This window comes from Neorhizobium sp. DAR64862/K0K3 (genome assembly GCF_050500185.1).
Lineage (GTDB): Bacteria > Pseudomonadota > Alphaproteobacteria > Rhizobiales > Rhizobiaceae > Neorhizobium > Neorhizobium soli.
Genome location: NZ_CP191449.1, coordinates 3,205,897 through 3,229,270, shown reverse-complemented (window position 1 = coordinate 3,229,270; position 23,374 = coordinate 3,205,897). Strand labels below are relative to the sequence as shown.

23 protein-coding genes and 2 riboswitches are annotated in these 23,374 nt (G+C 63.7%); of the genes, 14 read left to right on the top strand and 9 right to left on the bottom strand.

The features are described 5' to 3' along the window. Nucleotides 1-38: 38 nt before the first annotated feature. Complete coding sequence (locus ACQY1L_RS15645) at nucleotides 39-275, bottom strand: Lrp/AsnC ligand binding domain-containing protein (protein WP_062463623.1); 237 nt, start codon at nucleotides 273-275, stop codon at nucleotides 39-41. A 46-nt stretch (nucleotides 276-321) separates the two neighbouring features. Next, the gene (locus ACQY1L_RS15640) at nucleotides 322-1,260 is read right to left on the bottom strand and encodes a LysR family transcriptional regulator (protein ID WP_430241672.1); all 939 of its coding nucleotides are present in this window, start codon (nucleotides 1,258-1,260) and stop codon (nucleotides 322-324) included. Nucleotides 1,261-1,352: 92 nt separating this feature from the next. On the opposite strand from ACQY1L_RS15640, the gene ACQY1L_RS15635 reads away from it, so the two are divergent. The 3 genes from ACQY1L_RS15635 (at nucleotide 1,353) to ACQY1L_RS15625 (ending at nucleotide 5,267) form a co-directional block, all read left to right on the top strand. Next, nucleotides 1,353-2,636, top strand: coding sequence for an NAD(P)/FAD-dependent oxidoreductase (locus tag ACQY1L_RS15635; RefSeq protein ID WP_430241670.1), 1,284 nt, complete (start codon nucleotides 1,353-1,355; stop codon nucleotides 2,634-2,636). An 83-nt stretch (nucleotides 2,637-2,719) separates the two neighbouring features. Beyond that, nucleotides 2,720-4,261, top strand: coding sequence for an L-piperidine-6-carboxylate dehydrogenase (gene amaB, locus ACQY1L_RS15630; RefSeq protein ID WP_430241668.1), 1,542 nt, complete (start codon nucleotides 2,720-2,722; stop codon nucleotides 4,259-4,261). Nucleotides 4,262-4,268: 7 nt separating this feature from the next. Beyond that, nucleotides 4,269-5,267, top strand: coding sequence for a P1 family peptidase (locus ACQY1L_RS15625; protein WP_430241666.1), 999 nt, complete (start codon nucleotides 4,269-4,271; stop codon nucleotides 5,265-5,267). Here ACQY1L_RS15625 and cobD read toward each other — a convergent pair. Next, the gene (gene cobD / locus ACQY1L_RS15620) at nucleotides 5,264-6,280 is read right to left on the bottom strand and encodes a threonine-phosphate decarboxylase CobD (RefSeq protein ID WP_430261892.1); all 1,017 of its coding nucleotides are present in this window, start codon (nucleotides 6,278-6,280) and stop codon (nucleotides 5,264-5,266) included. The genes ACQY1L_RS15625 and cobD overlap by 4 nt on opposite strands. Between cobD and cbiB the strand changes: the two genes are divergently transcribed. Then, complete coding sequence (gene cbiB / locus ACQY1L_RS15615) at nucleotides 6,279-7,244, top strand: adenosylcobinamide-phosphate synthase CbiB (protein WP_430241664.1); 966 nt, start codon at nucleotides 6,279-6,281, stop codon at nucleotides 7,242-7,244. The genes cobD and cbiB overlap by 2 nt on opposite strands. On the opposite strand, the gene ACQY1L_RS15610 is transcribed toward cbiB, so the two are convergent. Genes ACQY1L_RS15610 through ACQY1L_RS15595 form a run of 4 tightly spaced genes read right to left on the bottom strand, consistent with a single transcriptional unit; the run spans nucleotide 7,228 to nucleotide 10,261 of the window. Further along, on the bottom strand, nucleotides 7,228-8,685 hold the full coding sequence (locus ACQY1L_RS15610) for a cobyric acid synthase (protein WP_430241662.1): 1,458 nt from the start codon (nucleotides 8,683-8,685) through the stop codon (nucleotides 7,228-7,230). The two genes, cbiB and ACQY1L_RS15610, sit on opposite strands and share 17 nt — an antisense overlap. A 3-nt stretch (nucleotides 8,686-8,688) precedes the next feature. Further along, on the bottom strand, nucleotides 8,689-9,303 hold the full coding sequence (cobO, locus tag ACQY1L_RS15605) for a cob(I)yrinic acid a,c-diamide adenosyltransferase (protein ID WP_113112114.1): 615 nt from the start codon (nucleotides 9,301-9,303) through the stop codon (nucleotides 8,689-8,691). Then, on the bottom strand, nucleotides 9,300-10,070 hold the full coding sequence (locus ACQY1L_RS15600) for a CbtA family protein (RefSeq protein ID WP_430241660.1): 771 nt from the start codon (nucleotides 10,068-10,070) through the stop codon (nucleotides 9,300-9,302). Before ACQY1L_RS15600 ends, cobO begins: the two co-directional genes overlap by 4 nt. Before the next feature lie 14 nt (nucleotides 10,071-10,084). After that, complete coding sequence (locus tag ACQY1L_RS15595; protein WP_430241658.1) at nucleotides 10,085-10,261, bottom strand: CbtB domain-containing protein; 177 nt, start codon at nucleotides 10,259-10,261, stop codon at nucleotides 10,085-10,087. A gap of 37 nt (nucleotides 10,262-10,298) precedes the next feature. After that, nucleotides 10,299-10,499: riboswitch (cobalamin riboswitch) on the bottom strand. Nucleotides 10,500-10,556: 57 nt separating this feature from the next. Next, nucleotides 10,557-10,783: riboswitch (cobalamin riboswitch) on the top strand. Nucleotides 10,784-10,885: 102 nt separating this feature from the next. Here ACQY1L_RS15595 and ACQY1L_RS15590 point away from each other — a divergent pair. The 7 genes from ACQY1L_RS15590 to ACQY1L_RS15560 are packed head-to-tail and all read left to right on the top strand — an operon-like array spanning nucleotide 10,886 to nucleotide 19,130. Next, a complete protein-coding gene (locus ACQY1L_RS15590; RefSeq protein WP_430241656.1) occupies nucleotides 10,886-11,314 on the top strand; it encodes a DUF1636 family protein in 429 nt (142 codons plus the stop codon). Next, nucleotides 11,311-12,348 carry a cobalamin biosynthesis protein CobW gene (cobW, locus tag ACQY1L_RS15585; RefSeq protein WP_430241654.1) on the top strand — a complete coding sequence of 346 codons (1,038 nt, stop codon included), beginning with the start codon at nucleotides 11,311-11,313 and terminating at the stop codon, nucleotides 12,346-12,348. Before ACQY1L_RS15590 ends, cobW begins: the two co-directional genes overlap by 4 nt. A 21-nt stretch (nucleotides 12,349-12,369) precedes the next feature. After that, complete coding sequence (cobN, locus tag ACQY1L_RS15580; RefSeq protein WP_430241652.1) at nucleotides 12,370-15,672, top strand: cobaltochelatase subunit CobN; 3,303 nt, start codon at nucleotides 12,370-12,372, stop codon at nucleotides 15,670-15,672. Beyond that, on the top strand, nucleotides 15,669-16,976 hold the full coding sequence (cobG, locus tag ACQY1L_RS15575; RefSeq protein ID WP_430241650.1) for a precorrin-3B synthase: 1,308 nt from the start codon (nucleotides 15,669-15,671) through the stop codon (nucleotides 16,974-16,976). Before cobN ends, cobG begins: the two co-directional genes overlap by 4 nt. 2 nt (nucleotides 16,977-16,978) lie before the next feature. Beyond that, a complete protein-coding gene (locus ACQY1L_RS15570; protein ID WP_430241649.1) occupies nucleotides 16,979-17,608 on the top strand; it encodes a precorrin-8X methylmutase in 630 nt (209 codons plus the stop codon). After that, nucleotides 17,605-18,369 (top strand): precorrin-2 C(20)-methyltransferase, encoded by a 765-nt coding sequence (locus tag ACQY1L_RS15565; protein WP_430241647.1) that lies wholly within the window; start codon nucleotides 17,605-17,607, stop codon nucleotides 18,367-18,369. The genes ACQY1L_RS15570 and ACQY1L_RS15565 overlap by 4 nt, the downstream gene beginning before the upstream one ends. Continuing rightward, a complete protein-coding gene (locus ACQY1L_RS15560) occupies nucleotides 18,366-19,130 on the top strand; it encodes a precorrin-3B C(17)-methyltransferase (protein WP_430241645.1) in 765 nt (254 codons plus the stop codon). Before ACQY1L_RS15565 ends, ACQY1L_RS15560 begins: the two co-directional genes overlap by 4 nt. Here the strand turns inward: ACQY1L_RS15560 and ACQY1L_RS15555 are convergent. Further along, a complete protein-coding gene (locus ACQY1L_RS15555; protein WP_430241643.1) occupies nucleotides 19,094-19,861 on the bottom strand; it encodes a cobalt-precorrin-6A reductase in 768 nt (255 codons plus the stop codon). The genes ACQY1L_RS15560 and ACQY1L_RS15555 overlap by 37 nt on opposite strands. Nucleotide 19,862: 1 nt before the next feature. Between ACQY1L_RS15555 and cbiE the strand changes: the two genes are divergently transcribed. Genes cbiE through cobM form a run of 3 tightly spaced genes read left to right on the top strand, consistent with a single transcriptional unit; the run spans nucleotide 19,863 to nucleotide 22,281 of the window. Next, nucleotides 19,863-21,113 (top strand): precorrin-6y C5,15-methyltransferase (decarboxylating) subunit CbiE, encoded by a 1,251-nt coding sequence (cbiE, locus tag ACQY1L_RS15550; protein WP_430241641.1) that lies wholly within the window; start codon nucleotides 19,863-19,865, stop codon nucleotides 21,111-21,113. Then, nucleotides 21,110-21,496, top strand: coding sequence for a cobalamin biosynthesis protein (locus ACQY1L_RS15545; protein WP_430241639.1), 387 nt, complete (start codon nucleotides 21,110-21,112; stop codon nucleotides 21,494-21,496). Before cbiE ends, ACQY1L_RS15545 begins: the two co-directional genes overlap by 4 nt. Next, nucleotides 21,493-22,281 carry a precorrin-4 C(11)-methyltransferase gene (gene cobM, locus ACQY1L_RS15540; RefSeq protein ID WP_430241637.1) on the top strand — a complete coding sequence of 263 codons (789 nt, stop codon included), beginning with the start codon at nucleotides 21,493-21,495 and terminating at the stop codon, nucleotides 22,279-22,281. Before ACQY1L_RS15545 ends, cobM begins: the two co-directional genes overlap by 4 nt. Here the strand turns inward: cobM and ACQY1L_RS15535 are convergent. Beyond that, on the bottom strand, nucleotides 22,251-23,366 hold the full coding sequence (locus tag ACQY1L_RS15535; protein ID WP_430243998.1) for a cobalt-precorrin-5B (C(1))-methyltransferase: 1,116 nt from the start codon (nucleotides 23,364-23,366) through the stop codon (nucleotides 22,251-22,253). The two genes, cobM and ACQY1L_RS15535, sit on opposite strands and share 31 nt — an antisense overlap. Nucleotides 23,367-23,374 lie beyond the last annotated feature (8 nt).

Genomic DNA, 23,374 nt, shown 5'->3' with positions numbered 1-23,374 from the left:
CGCCCTTGAAGCGGCTTTTCTATGTAAGGCATCACGGATCAGAACGCCGTGAACGTCATCGTCGTCAGCGACCGCTCGATACCTGGAATGGAGGCGATCTTCTCGTTGACGAAGCGGCCGATCTCGTCGTCGCCGCTGATATAGACCTTCAGGAGCAGGTCCCAGTCGCCGCTGGTGGAATAGAGTTCGGAAGCCAGCTCGGTCTTGTAGATCGCGTCGGCGACCTCGTAGGTCTTGCCGGGCTTGCAGCGAAGCTGGACGAATATCGGTTTCATCAGGGTCTTCCCGTCGGTCGGTCAAAACAATAACAAGTCTCACGGACTATTGGCCGATAGCGCCCGCGATCGCAAGTGACCGGTCGCCATCCGCTTCGATCTCCCGCGAGATCCAGTCGCGAAACACGGCAAGCGGCGGATAGGTTGCGCGGTCGGGTGGATAGGCGAGATAATACTGGCCCGTCCCCATCGATCCCCCGGCAACCGCCTCGATCAGGAGCCCCTGCTCGAGTTCGCGCTCGATCAGAAACCGCGGCAGCAGCGCCGTGCCAAGCCCTGCCACGGCAGCCTCCACCATGGTCGCGAACTGATCAAACAGCATGCCATGTAATGCTTCGAACTCGGTTACTGCCTTGCGGAACCACGTCTCCCAGGCATCCGGCCGGCTGTTGAGATGAAGCAGCGGCGCATGCACCAGATCCCCAGGCGACTGGATGCCATGCTTCCTTAGGAAAGCCGGGCTGCAGGCAGGGATCACATCCTCGTCCATCAGGAATGTCAGGGCAGCGCCCGGCCAGCGCGCCGAGCCGAAATGGATCGCCGCATCCAGCGTATCGAACCGGAAGTCGAATGGCTCGAGCCGGGTGGTGAGGTTGACGACGACGCCGGGATGGAGATCGAGAAACCGGCCGATCCTTGGCGTTAGCCAGCGCGTACCGAAAAACGGCAGAATGCCGAGATTGAGCGTACCGCCGGATGGATTGGCCCTGAGGTTCAGCGACGCATTGGAAATCCGCCGCAATGCTTCACGCACCTCGCGCGCATAAGCATCGCCGGCAAGCGTCAGCCGGATGGTTTGCCGCTCGCGCAGGAACAGCGCCACGCCAAGCTGCTTCTCGAGCGCGGAGATCTGGCGGCTGACAGCGCTCTGCGTCAGGCCGAGTTCGTTCGCGGCCGCCGTGACGCTACCACTGCGAGCCGCCGCCTCGAAGGCGGCAAGAAGCGAAAACGATGGAAGAAACCGTCTTGGCGGGAGCATTGTCATTCCTCCCGCGAATGACCTGTTGAGATTATGTCGATATTCATCGGGAAAGCGGTTCTGTAAAGTCTGCAAAACATAAAGTGCGGGAACTTTCGATGCTCGACGACCAGCGCTCCCACGGCCTCTGGGAAAGAACCGCTCCTGCGGCTCCTTCCACTCTTCCTCTGAGGGGATCAACGTCGTCGGACGTGGTGATCGTCGGCGGCGGTTATACCGGTCTCTCCGCGGCGCTGCATCTGGCGGAACGCGGCGTCGACGTCGTCCTTTTGGAAGCAGCCGAGATCGGCTTTGGCGGTGCCGGCCGCAACGTCGGGCTGATCAACGCCGGCATGTGGGTCATGCCCGACGATTTTCCGAAAGAACTCGGCGATCACTACGGCGAGCGGGCGCTCGACCTGCTCGGCAACGGCCCCTACCTCGTCCGCGAATTGATCGACAAGCATGCCATCGCCTGCGAACTCGAAACCAACGGCACGCTCCACTGCGCTGTCGGTGACAAGGGACTGCGGGAACTGGAGGAACGCGCGCGCCAGTGGCAAAAGCGCGGCGCCCCGGTCACCATGCTGGATGCCGCAGAGACCGAACGCCGGATCGGCACAAACGCCTATTCGGGCGCGCTCCTCGACATGCGCGCCGGCACGCTTCAGCCGCTGGCCTATGCCAGGGGCCTTGCCCATGCGGCAATCAAGGCCGGGGCCAAAATCCACACGGGCAGCGCCGTCATCGAGACGTCCGAGGCCGATGGCAAGAAGATCGTCAAGACTGCTGACGGCGAAGTTCACGCCGACTGGATCATCGTATCGACCGACGCCTACAGCACCGGCCCATGGGCGCAGATACGGCGCGAACAGGTGCACCTGCCCTATTTCAACCTGGCAACAAAGCCGCTGTCCGCCAACCTGCGCGGATCGGTCCTGCCGAATTCCGAAGGCTGCTGGGATACGAAGGAAGTCCTGTCCTCCTTCCGGATGGACCAAGCCGGCCGCCTTGTCTTCGGGTCCGTCGGCGCATTGCGCGGAACGGGCCTCGACATCCACAAATCCTGGGCGCGGCGGTCGCTGAAGCGGCTGTTTCCGCAGCTCGGCGACGTGGAATTCGAGGCCGAATGGTATGGCAAGATCGGCATGACCGACAACGCCCTGCCGCGCTTCCACAAATTCGGCCGCAACGTCATCGGCTTTTCCGGCTATAACGGTCGCGGCATCTCGCCGGGCACCAATTTCGGTAAGGTTCTTGCCCGCCATATCCTTGGCGAGATCACCGAGGAAGACCTGCCGCTGCCGCTGACCACGGTCATTGAACCAGGCTTTCGCACCATCAAGGAAGCCTATTACGAGGCCGGCGCTCAGATCGCTCATTTCACGGGCGAACGCTTCTGACCCAGAACGAATATCGGCGCACCTGTTGTCAAACCGGCGCCGATTTGTAGATTGACCCCAAATTTCGATATCCGGAGACCGACATGACGCTCGCCAAACTCGACCTCGTCGCCGAAGTGGACAAGATCTTTGCTGATCTCGGCGTCACAGCCGACCAGTACAAGGGCGGGACACTCACCGTCCGCTCGCCGATCACAGGCACGGAAATCGGCAAGCTGCCGGAAGTGACAGCGGACGATGCCAGGAAGGCGATCGACGCAGCGCATCAGGCATTCCTCGAATGGCGCCTTGTGCCGGCGCCCAAGCGTGGCGAACTGATCCGTCTCCTCGGCGAGGAACTGCGTGCCGCCAAGTCTTCCCTCGGTCGCCTCGTGTCGATCGAAGTCGGCAAGGTCACTTCCGAAGGTCTTGGCGAAGTCCAGGAGATGATCGACATCTGCGATTTCGCAGTCGGCCTGTCGCGCCAGCTCTACGGCCTGACGATCGCAACCGAGCGTTCCGAGCACCGGATGATGGAAACCTGGCATCCGCTCGGCCCCGTCGGCATCATCTCCGCCTTCAACTTCCCCGTCGCCGTCTGGTCGTGGAATGCAGCGCTTGCCCTCGTCTGCGGCAATTCCACCATCTGGAAGCCTTCCGAAAAGACCCCGCTCACCGCGCTCGCCACCCAAGCGATCTTTCAAAAAGCGTTGTCCCGCTATATCGCCGATGGCGGAAAAGCCCCTGCGAACCTCTCGACCCTTCTGATCGGCGGTCGCGACATCGGCGAAATCCTCGTCGATCACGACGAGGTCCCGCTCGTCTCTGCGACCGGCTCCACCCGCATGGGCCGCGAAGTCGGTCCGCGGCTGGCCAAGCGCTTTGCCCGCTCCATTCTCGAACTTGGCGGCAACAATGCCGCGATCGTCACCCCGACGGCAGATCTCGATCTGACCCTGCGCGGTGTCGCCTTCTCCGCCATGGGCACAGCCGGACAGCGCTGCACGACGCTGCGCCGCCTCTTCGTCCATGACAGCGTCTATGATGCGCTCGTTCCGCGGCTTGCCAAGGCCTACCAGTCGGTCACCATCGGCTCCCCGCTGCAGGACGGCAATCTCGTCGGCCCGCTGATCGATCAGGCAGCCTTCGACAAGATGCAGGCGGCACTCGATGCCGCCAAGGCCGCCGGTGGCACGGTGGTTGGCGGTGAACGCGTGCTGGAGGGCGAAGCGGCTGATGCCTATTACGTGCGCCCGGCGATCGTCGAAATGCCTGATCAGACCGGCCCGGTCAGAGACGAAACCTTCGCGCCGATCCTCTACGTCATCCGATATCAGGACTTCGACGAAGCGATTGCGCTGCATAACGATGTGCCGCAGGGCCTGTCCTCCTCGATCTTCACCAATGACATCCGCGAAGCCGAAGCCTTTGTGTCGGCACGCGGTTCCGATTGCGGCATTGCCAACGTGAATATCGGTCCTTCGGGCGCGGAAATCGGCGGCGCTTTCGGCGGCGAGAAGGAAACTGGCGGCGGCCGCGAATCGGGCTCCGACGCATGGCGCGCCTACATGCGCCGCGCCACCAACACCGTGAACTATGGCCGCACCCTGCCGCTCGCGCAGGGCGTCAAGTTCGATATCGACTGATGCTCTCATGGTGGCGCCATTGAACCTTCTTACCGATATCGAAGGCGTGGCCGTTGGCCACGCGACCGATCTGCAGCTTGGCTCGGGCGTCACCGCGATCATCTTCGACGAGCCGGCAGTCGCTTCCGGCTCCGTTCTCGGCGGTGCACCGGGCGGGCGCGAGACCTCTCTTCTCGACCCGTCCATGACGGTGCAGACAGTCGATGCCTTCGTTCTCTCGGGCGGCTCGGCCTTCGGGCTGGATGCAGCCGGCGGGGTGCAGGCGGGCCTGCGCCAGATCGGACGCGGCTTTCCCGTCGGTTCTGCCAGGGTGCCAATCGTGCCGCAGGCGATCCTGATGGATCTTCTCAACGGCGGCAACAAGGACTGGGGCCTCCATTCGCCCTATCGCGACATGGGCTACGACGCCTTTTGCGCCGCGCAGAAAGGCACATTCGCGCTCGGCACGGTCGGGGCCGGCACCGGCGCCACGACCGCGACCGTCAAGGGCGGCATCGGCTCGGCAAGCGCGAAAACCGCGTCAGGGCACACGATTGCCGTCCTCATGGCCGTCAATGCCATGGGCGCCGCAACGGTCGGTGATACGAAGCACTTCTGGTCGGCGCCGTTCGAGCAGGATGACGAGTTCGGTGGTCTCGGCCTTCCCTCGACATTCACGGCCGACCACACGACCCTGCGGATAAAGGGCGTGACGTTGAAGGCAACCACGATCGGCGTGATCGTCACCGATGCTGTTCTGACCAAGGCGCAGGTGCACAGACTGTCGATCATGGCCCATGACGGACTGGCACGCGCCGTCTTGCCCGCGCATCTGCCTAGAGACGGCGACACGATCTTTTCGGCCGCCACCGGAAAGATCCCGATGGACGACATGGGCGCCTTCGCCGAACTCTGCCACCTCGCGACCCTCGTGACAGCAAGAGCCGTGGCCCGGGGTGTATTCGAGGCGACCGCGCTGCCAAACGTTAACGCCCAACCATCCTGGCGAGACCGGTTCGGCGGCTAAAAGCGTCCGAGGGCGGCTTCCAGCCGCGTCCAGTCTTTCTTGTCAGGAAGTCCGAGCCGTAGATCGTCCGGACGCTCGCTAAAGCGTCGGGTCATGATCCCGTGTTCGCCGAGATTATGGAAGAGACCTTGAGCACGCCTGTCATGGATGAAACGAAACAATGACGTGCCGCCGAAGACCGGAATGCCGGCAGCCGACAGAGCTGCGTCCAGCCTTGCAGCATCCGTGCTGAGCTTGAGCCGCATCGCAGCCTGCCACTCTCCATCGGCCAGCGCTTCGGATGCCACATGCAATGCCGGACCGGAGACTGCCCAGGGCCCAAGCCTCTCGTCGATCCTCGCGGTGATTTTGGGATCGCCGATCGCAAATCCCAGCCGCAGTCCGGCCATGCCGTAGAACTTGCCGAAGGAGCGTAGCACGATCAGCCCGCCGTCGCCGACATCGCCGGCAACGCTCTGCGCCTCCGACACATCCATGAAAGCTTCATCGACGACGAGCAGGCCGCCCTTCGCGGCCATAATCTTTGCCAGCGCCAGGATGTCATCCGTCGACACGATCCGGCCGGTCGGATTGTTCGGGTTGACGATGACGGCGAGACTGGCGGTCGAGAGATGGTCGAGATCATCCGTCTCCAGAACCTGAAAGCCTGCCATTGCCGCGGCACGTGCATGTTCCGCATAGGTGGGCGACAGGATGGCTGCCTTTCCGTCCGCTGCGACCAGCTCGGCGATGATCGGCAGCAGGATCTGCGTTCCCGGCCCAGCCGCGATATGAGATGGTGATGGTGCCTGGTACGCCTCAGCTGCAACCGTCTTCAACCTCTCGAGCGAAGAAGGCTCCGGCAGACGTGCAAAAACATTGCCGGGGATCGGCGTATGCGGATAGGAATGCGGGTTGATGCCGGTCGATAGATCGATCCACGGCTCGGGTGCCCAAGGAAACAGCGCACGCGCCATGGCGAGGTTGCCGCCATGCTGTATCGGACTGCCCAAATCAGAGATCGCCAACGTCATGTTCCTTCTCGCATTCTTCGCCCTGATCACCGAGCGCATCTTCGGCTATCCGGACTGGCTGTTCAAACGCGTCGGCCATCCCGTCACCTGGATCGGCCGGCTGATATCGGCACTCGACAGTCGATGGAACCGCGAGGGCGAGGATTTCGCCAGCCGCAAACGCATGGGCATTCTCGCGCTGTTCGTCCTCATCGGCTGCACCGTCGCCGCCGCGCTGGCGATTGCGGCTGTTCTCATGCTTTTGCCCTTCGGACCAATCCTTCTCGTGCTTGCCGCAGCCAGCCTGCCGGCCCAGAAGAGCCTCGAGACCCATGTGGAAGCCGTCGCAACCGCGCTGCGCTACAACGGGCTCGACGCCGGACGCAAGGCCGTCTCGATGATTGTCGGCCGTGATCCGGAAAAGCTCGATGACGCCGCGGTGTGCCGCGCGGCGATCGAAAGCCTGGCCGAGAATTTTTCCGATGGCGTCGTCGCCCCTGCCTTCTGGCTCGGCATCGGCGGGCTGGCCGGCGGCGCGGCCTACAAGGCTGCCAATACCGCCGACAGCATGATCGGCCACCGGTCGCCGCGTCATGAAGCATTCGGCTGGGCCGCGGCCCGGTTCGACGACCTGATCAATCTGCCGGCGTCGCGACTGACGGCGGCGCTGTTCGTTATGGCCGCCGTCTTCGTCAAGGACGCCTCGCCCCGCGATGCCATGCGTGCGATCCGCCGGGACGCCAAGCATCATCGTTCGCCGAATGCCGGCTGGCCGGAAGCGGCGATGGCGGGCGCGCTTGGCATCGCGCTCGCGGGCCCCCGCAGTTACGGCGGCCAGATGCTCGAAGCCCGCTACATGGGAGAGGGCAACCGGACCAACCTGAATTTCGACGATATCACCCGCGCCCTCAAGCTCGCGCGCGTGGCGGATGCGCTGCTGATCGGCCTGTTCGGCATTCTGGCGCTGCTCATCTGGCAATTTTGATCAGTCCGTCGATGTCGAGATGCTGCTCCATATGCGCGGCAAGGCGATCGAGAATGGCATCGACATTCGCTTCGTAATTTAAGCCCGAGACGGTGCCGCCGAGACGCGAGAGCCAGGCCGAACGCTGCCGGTCGTCGCAAAACAATCCGTGCACATAGGTGCCGACCACCCTGCCATCCCTAGACGACGCACCTTCCGGAGTGCCGGCAACGGTCGAGAACGGCCGCGAACAATCGGCGCCGGTGGTATGACCCGTATGCATTTCGTAGCCGGCAAAGGATATCCCGTCGGAGCTGACACCCTCGACAGCCTCCAGCCGCTTTGACGCCGACAGCACGGTTTCGACATCGAGAAGCCCCAGCCCTTCCGCCGAACCGGGAGGGCCCTCCGATCCCTCCGGATCCGATATCCGTCTGCCGAGCATCTGGTACCCGCCGCACAGCCCGAGAACGCGCCCGCCGCGCCTGTAGTGAGCTGCGATATCGGTATCGAAGCCGGCCTCCCTAAGCGCAGCCAGATCCGCGATCGTCGCCTTCGAGCCGACCAGCAGCACGAGATCGCAGTCTCCAGGGATAGCCTCGCCGCGCCTGACACGGATGAGCTCGACATCCGGCTCCGCTTCCAGCGGATCGAGATCGTCGAAATTGGAAATATGCGGCAGGATCGGCACCGCGATGCGCAGTTTCGCGTCGGGCTTGCGCGCAAACGACTGGGTAAGGCCGAGCGCATCTTCTGCCGGCAGAAGTGCTGCATCGGCGAAATGCGGCAACAGTCCGATCGATTGCCAGCCGGTAAACGAACCGATCATCCGCATGCCCTCGGCAAACAAGGCGGGATCGCCGCGAAAACGGTTGACGATAAAGCCGTGGATCATGTCAGCATCCTCAGCATCGATGACGAGTTTGGTGCCGGCGAGGCTCGCAATCACGCCGCCCCGGTCGATATCGCCGATCAGAACCACCGGGACATCGGCAGCGCGGGCAAAACCCATATTGGCAATGTCGTTCTGGCGAAGGTTGATTTCGGACGCGCTGCCAGCCCCTTCGACGAGGACGAGGTCTGCCTTCGCTTTCAGGATCTCGAAGCTCTCAAGCACCCGCGAAAGCAGCCTCGGCTTCAGAAGCTGGTATTCGGCCGCCTTGGCATTGCCCTCGACCCTGCCCTGCACCACCACTTGGGCGCCGACTTCGCTTTGGGGCTTCAACAGAACCGGGTTCATATGGACGCTGAGCGGCACGCTGGCCGCCCTCGCCTGCAGGGCTTGCGCCCGGCCGATCTCGCCGCCATCGGCAGTGACCGCAGCATTGTTGGACATGTTCTGCGGCTTGAAGGGCAGGACACTCAAGCCCCGCAGCGTGAAGACGCGGGCAAGCCCGGCAACGACCAGCGACTTGCCCACATCCGAGCCTGTCCCCTGAAACATGAGAGCGCGCGCCACCACCCGTCAGAACTCGATGCCGGCCTGGGCTTTGACGCCGGCCTTGAAGTGATGCTTGACGAGCGTCATCTCGGTCACCAGATCCGCCGCCTCGATCAGAGCCGGTTTTGCATTACGGCCGGTGACGACCACGTGCAGATCCGCCCGGCGCGCCTGTAACTGGGCAACGACCGTTTCGAGATCGAGATAATCGTAACGCAACGCGATATTGAGTTCGTCGAGAATGACGAGGCCGATCGTTTCATCCGCCATCAGTTCGAGTGCCATGCCCCAGGCCTTCTCGGCAGCGGCGATGTCGCGTTTGAGATCCTGGGTTTCCCAGGTAAAGCCCTCGCCCATCGTGTGCCAGGCAATGCGGTCACCGAACACAGCAAGCGCCGGCTGCTCGCCGGTTGACCATGCGCCCTTGATGAACTGCACGATGCCGACGCGGCGGTTGTGGCCGAGCGTCCGCAAGGCCAGCCCGAAGGCCGCCGTAGACTTGCCCTTGCCGGAGCCGGTATGAACCATGAGGAGCCCCTTCTCGACGGTCTTCTCCGCGACTTCGGCATCCTGAACCGCCTTGCGGTTTTCCATCTTGGCGCGGTGGCGCTGCTCGGTGGTCTGATCGATTTCCTTCAACGGACTGCAAGCTCCTTGGACGTGGTCGAAATTTCCTCACCAGCACGAAAACGCTCGCGAATGACGCCGGAAAGCGCTCCGAGAACGGCCCAGAAGACGAGGTTCGTCGCGTAGACGGCATTGACGAACCGCGCATGCAGGTCGATCGGTACTGCGCTGTCATGGGTCGGCGGCAGCGGTGCACCGATGATGTGCGGCGCAACGAGCAGGACCACCGCGAGCGCTGCAAGAAGGGCGGAGCGGGTATAGGCAAGCAGGCCAAGGGCCAGGGCAGTGCAGACGGCCGTCGCAATCCACCAGATCTGCCGCGGTCCGAGTTCGGCGACGGGCATGCCCGGAAGTTCCGGCGGCAGGCCAAGGCCGGGTGCGAGGCTGACGGTGAGGAAGCCAGCAATGCCGAACATCAATCCGCCGCGCCATCCGCCAAACCCGCCGAGTGCTTCGGCAATGGCGATGGCAACCAGCGCAAAACCGATGGCAGAAAGCGCATTGGCCGCAGCCGTGTAGGCAAAGCGCTCGATCCCGTCAGCCGGCGCCCATGCCTCTTCGGCGGGATCATGCTGAGCGGAAGCCGGCGCTGCAGTGCTGGCTACCGTATTCGGAGCTGTGCCATGGCTATGTCCAGCGCCGTTGCCGCCGGCGTGTTCATAGGTCTCCGCTGCGAGAATAAGCGGCACGACGGAAAAGCTTTGCATCACGGTCATCAGGACACCGGACAAAAGCCCTGCGATCACCGCCGTGAGGACGATGTTACGAAACAGCGACATTGGGGAAATTCCTCTTAGTGGCAGGGAAAGGCCAGCGAGTGGCGCGTATCGTGAGCCGCATTGTGCACGGCCTCGATGTGCGAGAAGCCGACAAAGCCGACGATGAACAGGCCGAGTACGGCCGTCATGCCAAGAGGAATGATTTTCGATGCGGACACGCTGGCTGCACCGGCAGCAGAGTTCGTAACCATGGACGTCGTCTTTCTGCCCTCCACCCGAGGGCTTTCACTGTGCCTATCGTCTCCGGCAGGTCTCCTGGCTCGCGGATCGAACGCCTCTGATCCGCCTTCCCGGATGTCTCCAGTGGCATGTTGAGCAGAGACTTTCCGCTTACAGTTGCGGGGGCAGCCGCGGGTTTGACGCCAAGATGTCGTCGCACCGCATTCCCTTCGATGAGCCCTCTCGGGCACCAAAGACAGGGTCACTATAGACGGTTTCCCCAGACGGGCAATCGCCTTTGCGACATTGACACTGCCCTGCGACAAGGCTTAGGTGACTGCGATACGGTCCCTTGCCGGCAACGGTAGGGGCTAAGAGAGAATGCGGTGCGAGCCCGGGATCGTCTTTTAGATCCCATGGTTCAATGCCGCGGCTGCCCCCGCAACTGTAAGCGGCGAGCCATCCTGCCACTATGGCCACTGGAGAAATCCGGGAAGGCAGGCGGATGGTGACGACCCGCGAGCCAGGAGACCTGCCGTTCGAAAACGTGCCTTTCCGGGCGGGGTGCTCCGGTAAAGCTTCTTTCACTCTGCAGGATAGGCTTGCCTTCCTGTCGTGCACCCCGATGTTATTGACTTGGGCGGTAGTGCGACACGATGGCAATTGACGAACGAAAAGACGAGCGCGATGCGTCCGCAGACGGCCTCGCCGGCGAGCCGGATGTGACGATCTTCGTCTGCACCAATTGTCGCGAGGCCGCCGATAGCCAGGCGCGCCCGGGCATCGGCCTGATGGACGCCCTCCGCAAAGCTGCCGCCGGCAAGCCTCTTTCCGTCAAACCCGTCACCTGTCTTGCCAACTGCGAAAAAGGCCCAAGTGCTGCCTTCAACCATCGCTCCGGCTGGTCCTATGTCTTTGGTCATCTGTCGCTCGACACGGTCGAGGACATCCTGGTCGGCGCGATGATGCTGGCTGACGACGAGCGCGGTTTACTTCCCCTTCGCGGCCGCCCCATGTGCCTTCGCGGCAAGGGCATGACGGCCCGCATTCCCCCATTCCAGCACCACGAGGACCTGCCTTCATGAGCGTTTCATTCGACCGCGTTCCCTGCACCGTGATCACCGGGTTTCTCGGTGCCGGCAAGACGACGCTGATCCGTCACCTGATCGAAAACCTCAAGGGCAAGCAGCTCGCGATCATCGTCAACGAGTTCGGCGATGTCGGCATCGATGGCGACGTGTTGAAGAGCTGCGGCATCGAAAGCTGCCCTGATGACAACATCATCGAACTTGCCAACGGCTGCATCTGCTGCACCGTCGCCGATGATTTCGTTCCGGCGATCGACCAGATCCTGGCCCGCGAACCGCGCGTGGACCACATCCTCATCGAAACCTCCGGCCTTGCCCTGCCGAAGCCTCTCGTCCAAGCCTTCCAGTGGCCGGATGTGAAGGCCCGCGTCACCGTGGACGCCGTCATTGCCGTGGTGGACGGTCTGGCTCTCGCGCAAGGTCGCGTTGCAGACGATCACGAAGCGCTGGAAGCCCAGCGCAGCGAGGACAGCTCGATCGATCATGACGACCCGGTCGAGGAAGTGTTCGAGGACCAGATCGCCTGCGCCGACATGATCGTGCTGACCAAGACCGACCTTCTCGACCAGGCTTCGCTTGCCGCCGCCAAGGGCCGCGTCCAGGCGCATCTGCCGCGCGCGGTGAAGATCGTGCCGGCCGCAAACGGCGCCGTCGATCCGAGCGTGCTGATCGGTCTCGGTCTTGCCGTCGAGGACGATATCGAAAACCGCAAGACGCATCACGATGACGAGCTGGATCACGATCACGACGATTTCGACAGTTTCGTCATCGATATTCCAGCCGTTGCCGATGCGGACGAACTCGCTGCCCGCATTTCCGCCACGGCGGAAGCGGAAAACGTGCTGCGCATCAAGGGTTTTGTCGACGTCGCGAACAAGCCGATGCGCCTTCAGGTGCAGGCGGTCGGTTCGCGCGTGAACCATTATTTCGACCGCGCCTGGGGTGCAGGCGAGACCCGACAGAGCCGCCTCGTCGTGATCGGCGAAAAGGGCATGGACCGGGCTGCAATCGAAAAGATGCTGGCGGCGTAAGAGGGTTTTAGAAGGAAAAGGATGCATATTCTCGCCACCACTTCGTCGTCGCTCGACGACCTGATCGAGCCGGTCGACCTCAACCAGTCGCCGGCAGATGTGGTGGTGCTGTCTTTTTCCGGCAGCGACCTGAATGGCATCGCAGCGGGTTGGAGCGATGGCAAGGCGAGCCTCTGCCTCACCAATATCTCCGACCTTCGCCATCCGATGTCCGTCGACCTGTGGCTCGAAAAGACCGCTGCCCATGCGCGCTTCATCCTCGTGCGCATTCTCGGCGGCTATGATCGCTGGGCCTATGGCGCCGATCAGCTGTCGCGGCTGGCGAAGCGCAAGAAGATCCCGCTCGCGATGCTGCCGGGGGAATGCAGCATCAGCGATGACCGCCTGGCCGCTGCCTCGACCGTGCCCGATGCGACGCTGATGGACGTTCTCGCCTTCTTCCGCGAAGGCGGACCGGACAATATGCAGCGTCTGGCGCGCCGCCTGGATGCCCTGGCAAGCGGCGAAACGCAAAGCTTGCCGACCGCGACGCCGATGCCGAAGCGGGGATTCTACAAGCCCGGCCACGGCATCTCCACCGCCGAGGAGCTTCTGGCTGATTTCCCGCCCGATGCGCAGCGGCTGCCGATCCTGTTCTACCGCTCCACCTTGCTTGCCAATGATGCAGCACCGATCGACGCGATGTATGAGGCGCTGGCTGCCCGCGGCTTCGCACCGATGCCGATGTTCGTCGGCGGCTTGAAGGATGCCGACACCATCGGCTTTGTCGAACAGGCGCTCGCGGACCTCGATCCGGCCGCCATTCTCACCACGACAGCCTTTGCAAGTGCGACCGACGACAACGGCGACACGATTTTCGACCGCTCAGGGATTCCCGTCTTCCAGCTGGTCACCGCAACGACTCGGCGGGACGGATGGATGGAAGGCCGCCGCGGCCTCAACCCTTCTGATCTTGCCATGCATGTCGTGCTGCCGGAACTGGACGGCCGCATTCTCGCCGGCGCGATCTCGTTCAAGGCCGGCGACAAGACGGCCGATCTCATCAACCAGCCCGAACCTGACCGTATCGAACACGTCGCAGACCGGATCGCCGCCTTCCTTGCGATGAAGACCGTGTCCCGCGCCGAGCGAAAGCTCGTCATCCTGATGCCGGATTATCCGAGTGCGCCGGGCCGCACCGGTTATGCCGTCGGCCTCGACGTGCCGCAAAGCGTTCTCACGATCCTCAGCACGCTATCGACAGCCGGCTACTCTATTTCCGATATCCCGCAAACCCCGCGCGCGCTTCTGGATCTTCTGGCCGCCAGGACAGTGCAATATCCGCTGGCAACCTACAGCCCTTCAGCTGGCATTGATTCCGCCTGGGGCGAGCCCGCAATGGATGCGGATCTGGAAGACGGTGCCTACCGTTTCCGCGCCGCGCAATTCGGCAATGTCACGGTGGCGCTTGCCCCGGACCGCGGCCGCGATGCAGACCGCCGCGCCGACTATCACAGCCCCGACCTGCCGCCGCGCCATGCCCTCAATGCGTTCGGTCAGTGGATGCGCGATGCCGTAGGAGCCCATGCGATCGTTCATGTCGGCGCCCATGGCACGCTGGAATGGCTGCCGGGAAAGACAGTGGCGCTATCGAAAGACTGCTTTCCGGAACTCGTAACCGGCGGCCTGCCGGTCATCTATCCGTTCATCGTATCCAATCCCGGCGAGGCGGCGGTTGCTAAGCGGCGCATTTCTGCGGTCACCATCGGTCACCTGCCGCCGGTTCTGGCCGGTGCGGGCCTTTCGGTTGAGCAGACGAAATTCGAGCTGCTGGTCGACGAATACGCGCAGGCCGACGGGCTCGATCGGCGCCGCCGCGACCGGCTGGCGAAACTGATCGTCGAGACTGCGGCCGACTGCGGACTGGCATCCGAGGCCGGCATCACAAGTGATGACGACCCCGACACCGCACTCAGCCGCATCGACGCGTTTCTCTGCGACCTCAAGGACTTCGCCATCAAGGATGGCCAGCACGTGTTTGGTGAAGTCGCCGACGGTGACGACGATCCGCTGCGGATCGCCAGTGCCGGAACCGAAATGCAGGCACTGATCGATGCGCTAGATGGCCGGCATATCCGCCCCGGACCGTCGGGCGCACCCGCCCGTGGCCGCCGCGACGTGATGCCGACCGGGCGCAATCTCTACCCCAGCGATCCGCGCACCCTGCCGACCCCGACCGCCTTCGAACTCGGCAAGCGCGCCGCAGACGAGATTTTGCGCAGATACCTGCAGGACCATGGCGACTGGCCGAAAAGCCTCGTCTTGGACCTCTGGGGCAGCGCTTCGCTTCGAAGCGGCGGCGAGGAAGTGGCGCAGGTTCTGGCGCTGATGGGTGCCAGACCCGTCCAGGACGCCGCAACCGGCCGCGTCACCGGTATCGAGGTTCTGGCGCCAGCGACGCTTGGACGCCCGCGTATCGATGTGAGCCTTCGAATTTCAGGCCTGTTCCGTGACATGTTTCCGGCACTGATCGCACTTCTCGATGCCGCCATGCGGGCGATTGCGGCGCGCGAGGAGGCCCCGGGCGACAATCCGCTGGCGGAAGACGCACAGACGCTCGGCCACGTGCCCCCGCGCATCTTCGGCTCGGCCCCCGGCACCTACGGTGCCGGCATAGAGGAAAAGCTTGCCGACGGCAGCTGGGGCGAACGCGAGGAACTCGGCCGTCTCTATCTCGACGCTACCAGCCACGCATTCGGCGGTGCCGATGGCGATGGCATTCACGTTCCCGGCGGGTTTGCCGAGCGGATCGGCAGCGCCAACCTGCTTGTCCATACCGGCGACGATCCCGGCCGCGATCTTCTCGACGGGTCCGCCGACGTTGCCTTCATCGGCGGCTTTTCCGCAGCCGTCGCGGCACTTGGCGGCAGGGCGGATTTGATCGCGCTCGATACGACCGATCCGCAGAAGCCCAAAGCCCGCTCCATTTCCGAGGCCCTGACCCGCGTCGTGCGCGCCCGTGCCGTCAACCCACGCTTCATCGCCGGTCAGATGCGCCACGGCCCCCGCGGTGCAGCCGAACTGGTCGAAACCGTCGACCGGCTGATCGGCTTTGCCGAGACCACCCACGCCGTTCCGCAATCGCTGATCGACGCGACCTATGATGCCTATCTGGGTGACGAGAAAGTGCGCGACTTCCTGCTGTCGCAGAACCCCGAAGGCGCCCGCTACATGGGCCTGCGGTTCCGCGCCGCGCTCGATCGCGGTCTCTGGCATCCACGCCGCAACGCGGTGGATGCCGAGTTGGAGATGCTGGCCGAAGACTGCGAAAGGCTGGTCGCATGACGGCAATCGCACGCGATCGAGCCGATCCGGATATGAGACGCGGCGCCTGCCCTGCACTCTCTGCGCCGATGATGACGGGCGACGGCCTGCTTGCGCGCGTGCCGCTGACCGCTGCAATCGCGCCGGAGCAACTGGCCGATCTCTGCCGCCTGGCAATGCGCCACGGCAACGGCATGATCGACATTTCCGCCCGTGGCAACCTGCAGATCCGCGGCTTGAGCGAAACCTCTGCGCCGCAGCTCGAGGCCGAGGTCCGGGCGCTGGACCTGCCGCTGCGCGATGGCCTTGCCGTCGACGTGCCGCCGCTTGCCGGTGAGGACGCCACCGAGATCGCCGATCCGCGCCCGCTGGCAGACGCAATCAGAGACCGCGACCGCGACATCCAAGGCCTTGCGCCAAAGACATCTGTCATCGTCGATGGTACGGGTCGCCTGACACTGTCCGGGCTGATCGCTGATATAAGGCTGGTCGCCGTGGAGGCGGATAGCGAAATCCTCTGGAAGATCCTGCTCGGCGGCACCGAAGCTTCCGGGCGTGTTTTCAACGTTTTACGTGAAACAGAGGCCATCGAGGCGACCGTCTCTCTTCTCGAAAAGCTCGCCTCGCTTGGAAGCGATGCCCGCGGTCGTGACCTCGCTTCAGGTCTACCTGCCAACGATTTTACTGCCGCAACCATCTCCCCTTTCACGCTGCATGCCCTTTCAAGCGGCACGTTCGCGACCGGCCTAGGCCCGGCATTCGGCCAGACCCATGCCGGAAACATGATTGCCCTCTGCACGGAAGCCACACGCCTGGACATCTGCACCGTCAAACCGGCGCTCGATCATTCGCTCCTGTTCTTCGGCAGCGAGACCGCGTGCCGCACATTGACGGCATTTGCCGCAGACACCGGTTTCGTGACGTCGGCTGCCGATCCGCGCGGTCATATCGCTGCCTGCACCGGACGCCCGGCCTGCCGTTCCGGCACCATTGCCACCCACGAGATCGCCACGCGCGCTGCCACAGAATGCGCCGATCTGCTGGACGGCTCGTTCAAGCTGCATGTGAGCGGCTGCCCTAAGGGCTGCGCCCATCCGCAAGCAACGGCACTGACGCTGTGCGGTATGCCGGATCACGTTTCGCTGCTTGCCTCGGCGAAAGCGAGCGGCCAACCCTTTGCTTCCATCGCGTTTGCCGATACCAACGCCACGCTTCGCCGCCTTGCCGCTCTCGTTCGATCGGAACGGCGCTCGGGGGAAAATTCCGCTGCCTGCCTTGCCCGGATCGGTCCGGACCGGCTTTGCCAGGCGGCCATACCAGGATGACCATGACCAGTTACGACTATATCCACGAAGGCGATGCGATCTATCTGAAGTCCTTTGCGATCATACGCGAGGAAGCCGACCTTTCCGCATTTTCGGAAGAGCAGGCGGATGTCGCAGTCCGCATGATCCACGCCTGCGGCCTGGTCGAGGCGGCCGAACATTTCCGCTTCTCCGACGACTTCGTTTCTGCAGCCCGCAATGCGCTGCTGGCGGGCAAGCCCATCTATTGCGACGCGTTCATGGTGGCGCAGGGGGTAACCCGGGCAAGGCTACCGGCCGACAACGAGGTGATATGCACGCTGCGTGACAGTCGCACGGTCGAACTGGCCAAAACGATCGGCAACACGCGATCGGCAGCGGCACTGGATCTCTGGGACGCGATGGAAGGATCGGTGGTCGCCATCGGCAATGCGCCGACAGCCCTGTTTCACCTGCTGGAACTGCTGGATGCCGGTGCGCCGCGTCCAGCCGCGATCATCGGCATGCCGGTCGGCTTCGTGGGCGCGGCCGAATCCAAGGAAGCCCTGATGGAATCGACGCATGGCATTCCCTATGCCGTGGTCCGCGGCCGCATGGGCGGCTCGGCCATGACGGCGGCCGCCGTCAACGCGCTGGCGAGGACAGGCCTTTGAACCCCGAGAGTACAAAGGGAAAGCTGATCGGCGTCGGCACCGGACCGGGTGATCCGGAACTGATGACGCTGAAGGCGGTGCGTGCCATCAATGAAGCGGATGTGCTGGCTTTCTTCTGCAAGAAGGGATCCTCGGGCAACGGCCGGACCATTGTCGACGCGCATATCCGCCCGGGCACGATCGAGCTGCCGCTGGTCTATCCGGTCACGGTTGAGACCCACAAGGACGAAGCCGACTACAAGACGCCGATCAACGATTTCTTCGATCGTTCGGCCGAAGAAGTCGCAGCTTACCTCAATGCCGGTAAGACCGTCGCTGTTCTCAGCGAAGGAGACCCGCTGTTTTACGGGTCCTACATGCATCTGCATGTCCGGCTGAAGGATCGCTACGAGGTGGATGTGATTGCCGGTGTCACCGCGATGTCCGGCTGCTGGTCGATGACCGGCCTGCCGCTGGTGCAGGGAGACGATATCCTGAGCGTGCTTCCCGGCACACTGTCCGAGGAAAAGCTGATCGAGCGTCTCGCCGATACCGATGGCGCCGTGATCATGAAGGTCGGGCGCAACCTGCCGAAGATCCGCCGGGCGCTGGCTGCAGTCGGCAAGCTATCCGGCGCGATCTATGTCGAACGCGGCACCATGGCCAACGGCGCCTCGGAGCGGCTGGAAACCCGCGACGAAAGCCCGGCGCCCTATTTCTCCCTCGTGCTCGTTCCCGGATGGACCAACCGTCCGGGCCCCGATCATGGAGCGGCAGAATGACGGGCTCGCTGACGGTCGTCGGCCTTGGGCCCGGAAGTCCGGACCAGACTACCCCGGAAGCGCTGTCGGCGGTTGCGTCTGCAACCGATTTCTTCGGCTACTTTCCCTATATCGACCGGCTGAACCTGCGACCGGACCAACGCCGCCATGCCTCTGACAATCGCGAGGAACTGGCACGCGCCAAGGCGGCGATCGATATGGCGGCCAAAGGCGGCAAGGTCTGCGTCGTCTCGGGTGGAGACCCGGGCGTCTTCGCGATGGCGGCGGCCGTCTGTGAAGCGATCGACGAAGGTCCGGCAGAATGGCGCGACATCGATCTATCCATCGTTCCGGGGGTCACCGCCATGCTGGCGGTTGCCGCCAAGGCGGGTGCGCCTCTCGGGCATGATTTCTGCGCGATTTCGCTGTCGAACAACCTGAAACCCTGGGCGATTATCGAAAAGCGTCTCGTCGCCGCGGCAACGGCCGGCTTCGTCATGGCCTTCTACAATCCGATCAGCAAGGCGCGGCCGCATCAGCTGGATGAAGCATTCGATATCCTGCGCGCCAACCTGCCGGGCACGGTTCCGGTCATCTTCGGTCGCGCCGCCGGCAGGCCTGACGAGGCGATCCGGATCGTGCCCTTGGCAGACGCGAAGGGCGACATGGCAGACATGGCAACCTGCGTCATCGTCGGCACGGCCGAGACCAAGTTGATCGAAAGAACCGGCAAGCGACCGATCGTCTATTCGCCGCGCTTCCTGCGGGAGAGCGTACAGTGACGCACCCGGTCGACCATCGCGTCCACGCTTGTGGCAGACGGCACATCCGGCAGCTCTGGCCGGTCGATCAGGATGACGTCTATCCCAAGGCGCCGTGCAGCGCTGATCTTGGCCACACTGGCACGACCGCCGCTGTTCTTCGAGACGATCAGGTCGATGCCGTGCTCCTCGAGCAGCCGGATCTCGTCACCCTCGGAAAACGGCCCACGGGCGGTGATATAGCTCACATCCGGCAGGTCGAGCGGCGGATCGACGGGATCGACGCTGCGCACCAGGTATCCATGCTGTTTCCTCACCTCGAACGGCAGCAGTTCCTGCCGGCCGAGCGTCAGGAAAACCTTGCGCGGGGCGATATCAAGCGCGGCAACCGCGGCCTCGATACTGCCGACCTCCTGCCAGCGATCGCCGTCCTGACGCAACCAGGCGGGACGCCGCAAAGCCAGGATTTCGACACCCGAGGACGCCGCGGCTTCAGCGGCATTGCGAGAAATCTGCGCCGCGAACGGATGCGTCGCGTCGATCAGCAGATCCACGCCCTGCTCACGGATAAAGGCATCGAGGCCTCTCGCACCGCCGAACCCGCCGATCCGCACCGGCACCGGCTGCTCCGCCGGCGCCTTGGTGCGCCCGGCAAGCGAAACAAGGATCTGGTATTCCGGGTCGGTCGCCAACCGGCCGGCCAAGGCCTTCGCCTCGGTCGTGCCGCCCAGAATGAGGATGGAGTAAGTCAAGTTGCCTCCTGAATCAGAAGTGAGAGCTTTAAACCAAAGCCGCTGGCTGTCCATCGTCGGCATCGGCGAGGATGGCGTGGAAGGTCTCGGCGAGAATGCCCGCGACGCGATCGCGGCCGCCGCATTTGTGTTCGGCGGAAAGCGGCATCTGGAACTCGCCGCATCCCTCATCACAGGCGAAGCGCGATCATGGCCGACGCCCTTCGATCCAGGAATGCGCGATGTCGTCGCACTGCGTGGCCGCAAGGTTTGCGTACTCGCCTCCGGCGATCCCTTCTGCTTCGGCGTGGGTGCAACCCTGTCACGCCATGTGGCGGCCGACGAATTCATCTCCTATCCGTCCTCGTCCGCATTTTCGCTCGCAGCGTCCCGTCTCGGCTGGCCGCTGCAGGAGATCGAGACGGTTTCGCTGCATGGCCGTCCGCTGGATCTCATCCGCCCGCTCCTGCATCCAGGCCGGCGCGTGATCGCGCTGACCTCGGATGAACGCGGCCCCGCGGAACTGGCGGCGCTCCTGACGGAGAGCGGCTTCGGCCTGTCGCAGCTGACCGTGCTGGAAGCTCTTGGCGGCCAAGCGGAGCGAATCCGCGTGGTGCAGGCGGACGAATTTGCGTTGGAGGATATCCATGTTCTGAACGTCGTCGCGATCGACGTTGCTGCAAACGGTCCGGCGCGCGTGCTGCCCCTCGGCTTCGGCCTCGATGATGCCAAGTTCGAGCATGACGGTCAGATCACCAAACGGGAGATCCGCGCCTTGACGCTGTCGGCTCTTTCGCCCCGCCGCGACGAGCTGCTCTGGGATATCGGCGCCGGATCCGGCTCGATCGGCATCGAATGGATGCTGGCCGATCCCTCGATGAAGGCGATTGCCATAGAAGCGCATCCCGAGCGAGCCGCCCGCATCAAGCGCAATGCCGCACGCTTCGGCGTGCCGGGCCTCGTCGTCGTCGAGGGCGAAGCACCGTCGGCGCTCAACGGCCTCCCCCCACCGGATGCGATCTTCATCGGCGGCGGCGGCAGCGAACCTGGTGTCTTCGAGACGGCCGCTGCAGCGCTGAAATCCGGCGGCAGGCTCGTTGCCAACGCCGTGACGCTGGAGATGGAAGCGGTGCTGCTGACCGCAAAAGCCACGCTCGGCGGTAGCCTCATCCGAATGGATGTCTCGCGCGCCTCACCCGTGGGGTCGATGCAGGGCTGGAAGCCGGCCATGCCGGTCACGCAGTGGACTTGGACAAAAGGAACAGAACCATGATCGTCGCCGGTTTGGGTTGCCGCAAGGGCACCACGCGCGCAGACCTTTTGTCCGCGCTCGATGCGGCCTGCACCGAGGCCGGTATCATCAGGGGATCGATCTCGGCCCTTGCCACCGGAGAGATCAAGCGGAAGGAACCGGGGATTCTGCAACTGGCCGAAACGCTGGGCATTCCGCTTCACATCGTCAGCGACCAAGCCTTGCTGGACGCCGAGCCGCGGACCAAGACCGTTTCCCGCCACAGCCTTGCGCAGACGCCGTCATCAAGCCTCTCCGAAGGCGCGGCGCTTGCGGCTGCGGGGGAATGGTCCGAAATCATCGTGCCGCGGCTGATATCCCAGGGCGCCACCTGCGCCTTGGCGCAAACGAAAGACTATTCATGACCGTCCACTTCATCGGCGCCGGCCCCGGTGCCGCGGATCTGATCACCGTCCGTGGCCGCGATATCCTCAGCCGCTCGCCCGTCTGCCTCTATGCAGGCTCGATCATGCCGAAGGAACTGCTGGACTATTGCCCGGCCGATGCACGGATAATCGATACCGGCTCCCTGTCGCTTGACGATATCGAGGCCGAATATGTTGCCGCTCACCAGGCCGGCAAGGATATAGCCCGCCTGCATTCAGGCGATCTTTCGGTCTGGAGCGCCGTGGCCGAACAGATCCGCCGGCTGGAAAAGCACGGCATCGACTATACGCTGACCCCTGGCGTCCCCTCGTTTGCCGCCGCCGCAGCCGCGTTGCGGCGGGAGCTGACAATTCCCGAGGTCGCGCAAAGCCTTGTCCTCACACGCGTCTCCGGCCGCGCCTCGAAAATGCCCGAGGGCGAAACGCTGAAAGCCTTTGGCGCGACAGGTGCAACGCTTGCTATCCATCTCGCCATCCATGCACTCGACAGGATCGTCGAGGAGCTGACGCCGCTTTACGGTCCCGATTGCCCGGTCGCGATCGTCGTGCGCGCCTCATGGCCGGAAGAGCGCATCATCACCGGCACGCTTGCCGATATTGCAGCGAAGCTGGCCGCAGAACCGGCAGAACGCACCGCGCTGATCTTCGTCGGCAAAGGGCTGCGAGCGACGGATTTCGTCGAAAGCCAGCTATACAATGCAGACTATGTAAGGCGCTTCCGCCCCGGCTGGGATCAGCTCTCTGCGGCTAAGGACCCGGAATGATCGGACGGCGTGAATTCCGTTCGTCCGGCAAGCTGCCCGTGCCGGTCGAACACCAGGATCTCCAGCGCGATCTTGGGGTCGCCGAGCGACTTTGCGGCGGTCTTCCAGGCAAGTGCTGCAATGCGGTCACCGAGCTTCAGACCACGCGCGCCGGCCATCTCGAACGCCTGCGCGACGGTGTTTGCAGCGATGATCCGCGCAACGAGATCGGCATCGGCGCCAGCGTCTTCCGCAACCTTGGCAAGCGCTTCGAGATCGGCGAGCCCGCGCTTGGAATGCACGTCGAGCATGCCTTGGGCGAGCTTGGTCATCTTGGCGACGCCGCCGGCAACCGTCACCTTCGGCACCGGATGGCTGCGGATATATTTCAGCATGCCGCCGACGAAATCGCCCATGTCGATCAGCGCGACGTCAGAGAGGTCATGATAGGCCTGCGCCGCCTTTTCGGACGTATTGCCGGTGGCGCCGGAAATGTGATCAAGGCCGGCCGCGCGGGCCACATCGATGCCGCGCCAGATGGAATGGATCCAGGCCGAGCACGAATACGGAATGACGATCCCGGTCGTACCGAGGATCGATATTCCGCCGACGATGCCGAGCCGGCCGTTCAGCGTCTTCTCGGCGATCTTTTCACCGTCGGGTACCGAAATCTCCACCTCGAAATCGGCGCCCTCGCCGGCAACCTCTGTTATCGCCTGCGCAATCATCTGCCGCGGCACCGGGTTGATCGAGGGTTCGCCGGGTGGCAGCGGCAGACCGGGCCGCGTCACCGTACCGACGCCTGGTCCAGCCTTGAAGGTGATGCCGCTCTTCGCCGCCCCGCGCCGCACCGTGCTCATGATCAGCGCGCCATGGGTGACATCTGGGTCGTCGCCGGCATCCTTGATGATGCCAGCCTTGGCGAAACCCTCGCCCACCTCTTCGATGGCCAGCGCAAAACCCGGCCGTTGGCCGCCGGGCAGGGTCACCTCCACCAGCGCCGGAAATTCGCCTGTCATCAGCGCCAGACAGGCAGCCTTCGTGGCCGCCGCAGCGCAGGTTCCCGTGGTCCAGCCACGTCGCAGGGTCTTGCTGTCAATATCGATGGCGGCTT

Coding starts and splice junctions, on each gene's coding strand:
- ACQY1L_RS15600 (WP_430241660.1), bottom strand. CDS start 10,070: ATGTCGCTGTTTCGTAACATCGTCCTCACGGCGGTGATCGCAGGGCTT.
- ACQY1L_RS15625 (WP_430241666.1), top strand. CDS start 4,269: ATGGTGGCGCCATTGAACCTTCTTACCGATATCGAAGGCGTGGCCGTT.
- cobM (WP_430241637.1), top strand. CDS start 21,493: ATGACCGTCCACTTCATCGGCGCCGGCCCCGGTGCCGCGGATCTGATC.
- ACQY1L_RS15590 (WP_430241656.1), top strand. CDS start 10,886: ATGGCAATTGACGAACGAAAAGACGAGCGCGATGCGTCCGCAGACGGC.
- ACQY1L_RS15545 (WP_430241639.1), top strand. CDS start 21,110: ATGATCGTCGCCGGTTTGGGTTGCCGCAAGGGCACCACGCGCGCAGAC.
- cobD (WP_430261892.1), bottom strand. CDS start 6,280: ATGACGTTGGCGATCTCTGATTTGGGCAGTCCGATACAGCATGGCGGC.
- cobN (WP_430241652.1), top strand. CDS start 12,370: ATGCATATTCTCGCCACCACTTCGTCGTCGCTCGACGACCTGATCGAG.
- ACQY1L_RS15560 (WP_430241645.1), top strand. CDS start 18,366: ATGACGGGCTCGCTGACGGTCGTCGGCCTTGGGCCCGGAAGTCCGGAC.
- ACQY1L_RS15640 (WP_430241672.1), bottom strand. CDS start 1,260: ATGACAATGCTCCCGCCAAGACGGTTTCTTCCATCGTTTTCGCTTCTT.
- cobG (WP_430241650.1), top strand. CDS start 15,669: ATGACGGCAATCGCACGCGATCGAGCCGATCCGGATATGAGACGCGGC.
- ACQY1L_RS15635 (WP_430241670.1), top strand. CDS start 1,353: ATGCTCGACGACCAGCGCTCCCACGGCCTCTGGGAAAGAACCGCTCCT.
- cbiB (WP_430241664.1), top strand. CDS start 6,279: ATGTTCCTTCTCGCATTCTTCGCCCTGATCACCGAGCGCATCTTCGGC.
- amaB (WP_430241668.1), top strand. CDS start 2,720: ATGACGCTCGCCAAACTCGACCTCGTCGCCGAAGTGGACAAGATCTTT.
- cobW (WP_430241654.1), top strand. CDS start 11,311: ATGAGCGTTTCATTCGACCGCGTTCCCTGCACCGTGATCACCGGGTTT.
- ACQY1L_RS15645 (WP_062463623.1), bottom strand. CDS start 275: ATGAAACCGATATTCGTCCAGCTTCGCTGCAAGCCCGGCAAGACCTAC.
- ACQY1L_RS15570 (WP_430241649.1), top strand. CDS start 16,979: ATGACCAGTTACGACTATATCCACGAAGGCGATGCGATCTATCTGAAG.
- ACQY1L_RS15595 (WP_430241658.1), bottom strand. CDS start 10,261: ATGGTTACGAACTCTGCTGCCGGTGCAGCCAGCGTGTCCGCATCGAAA.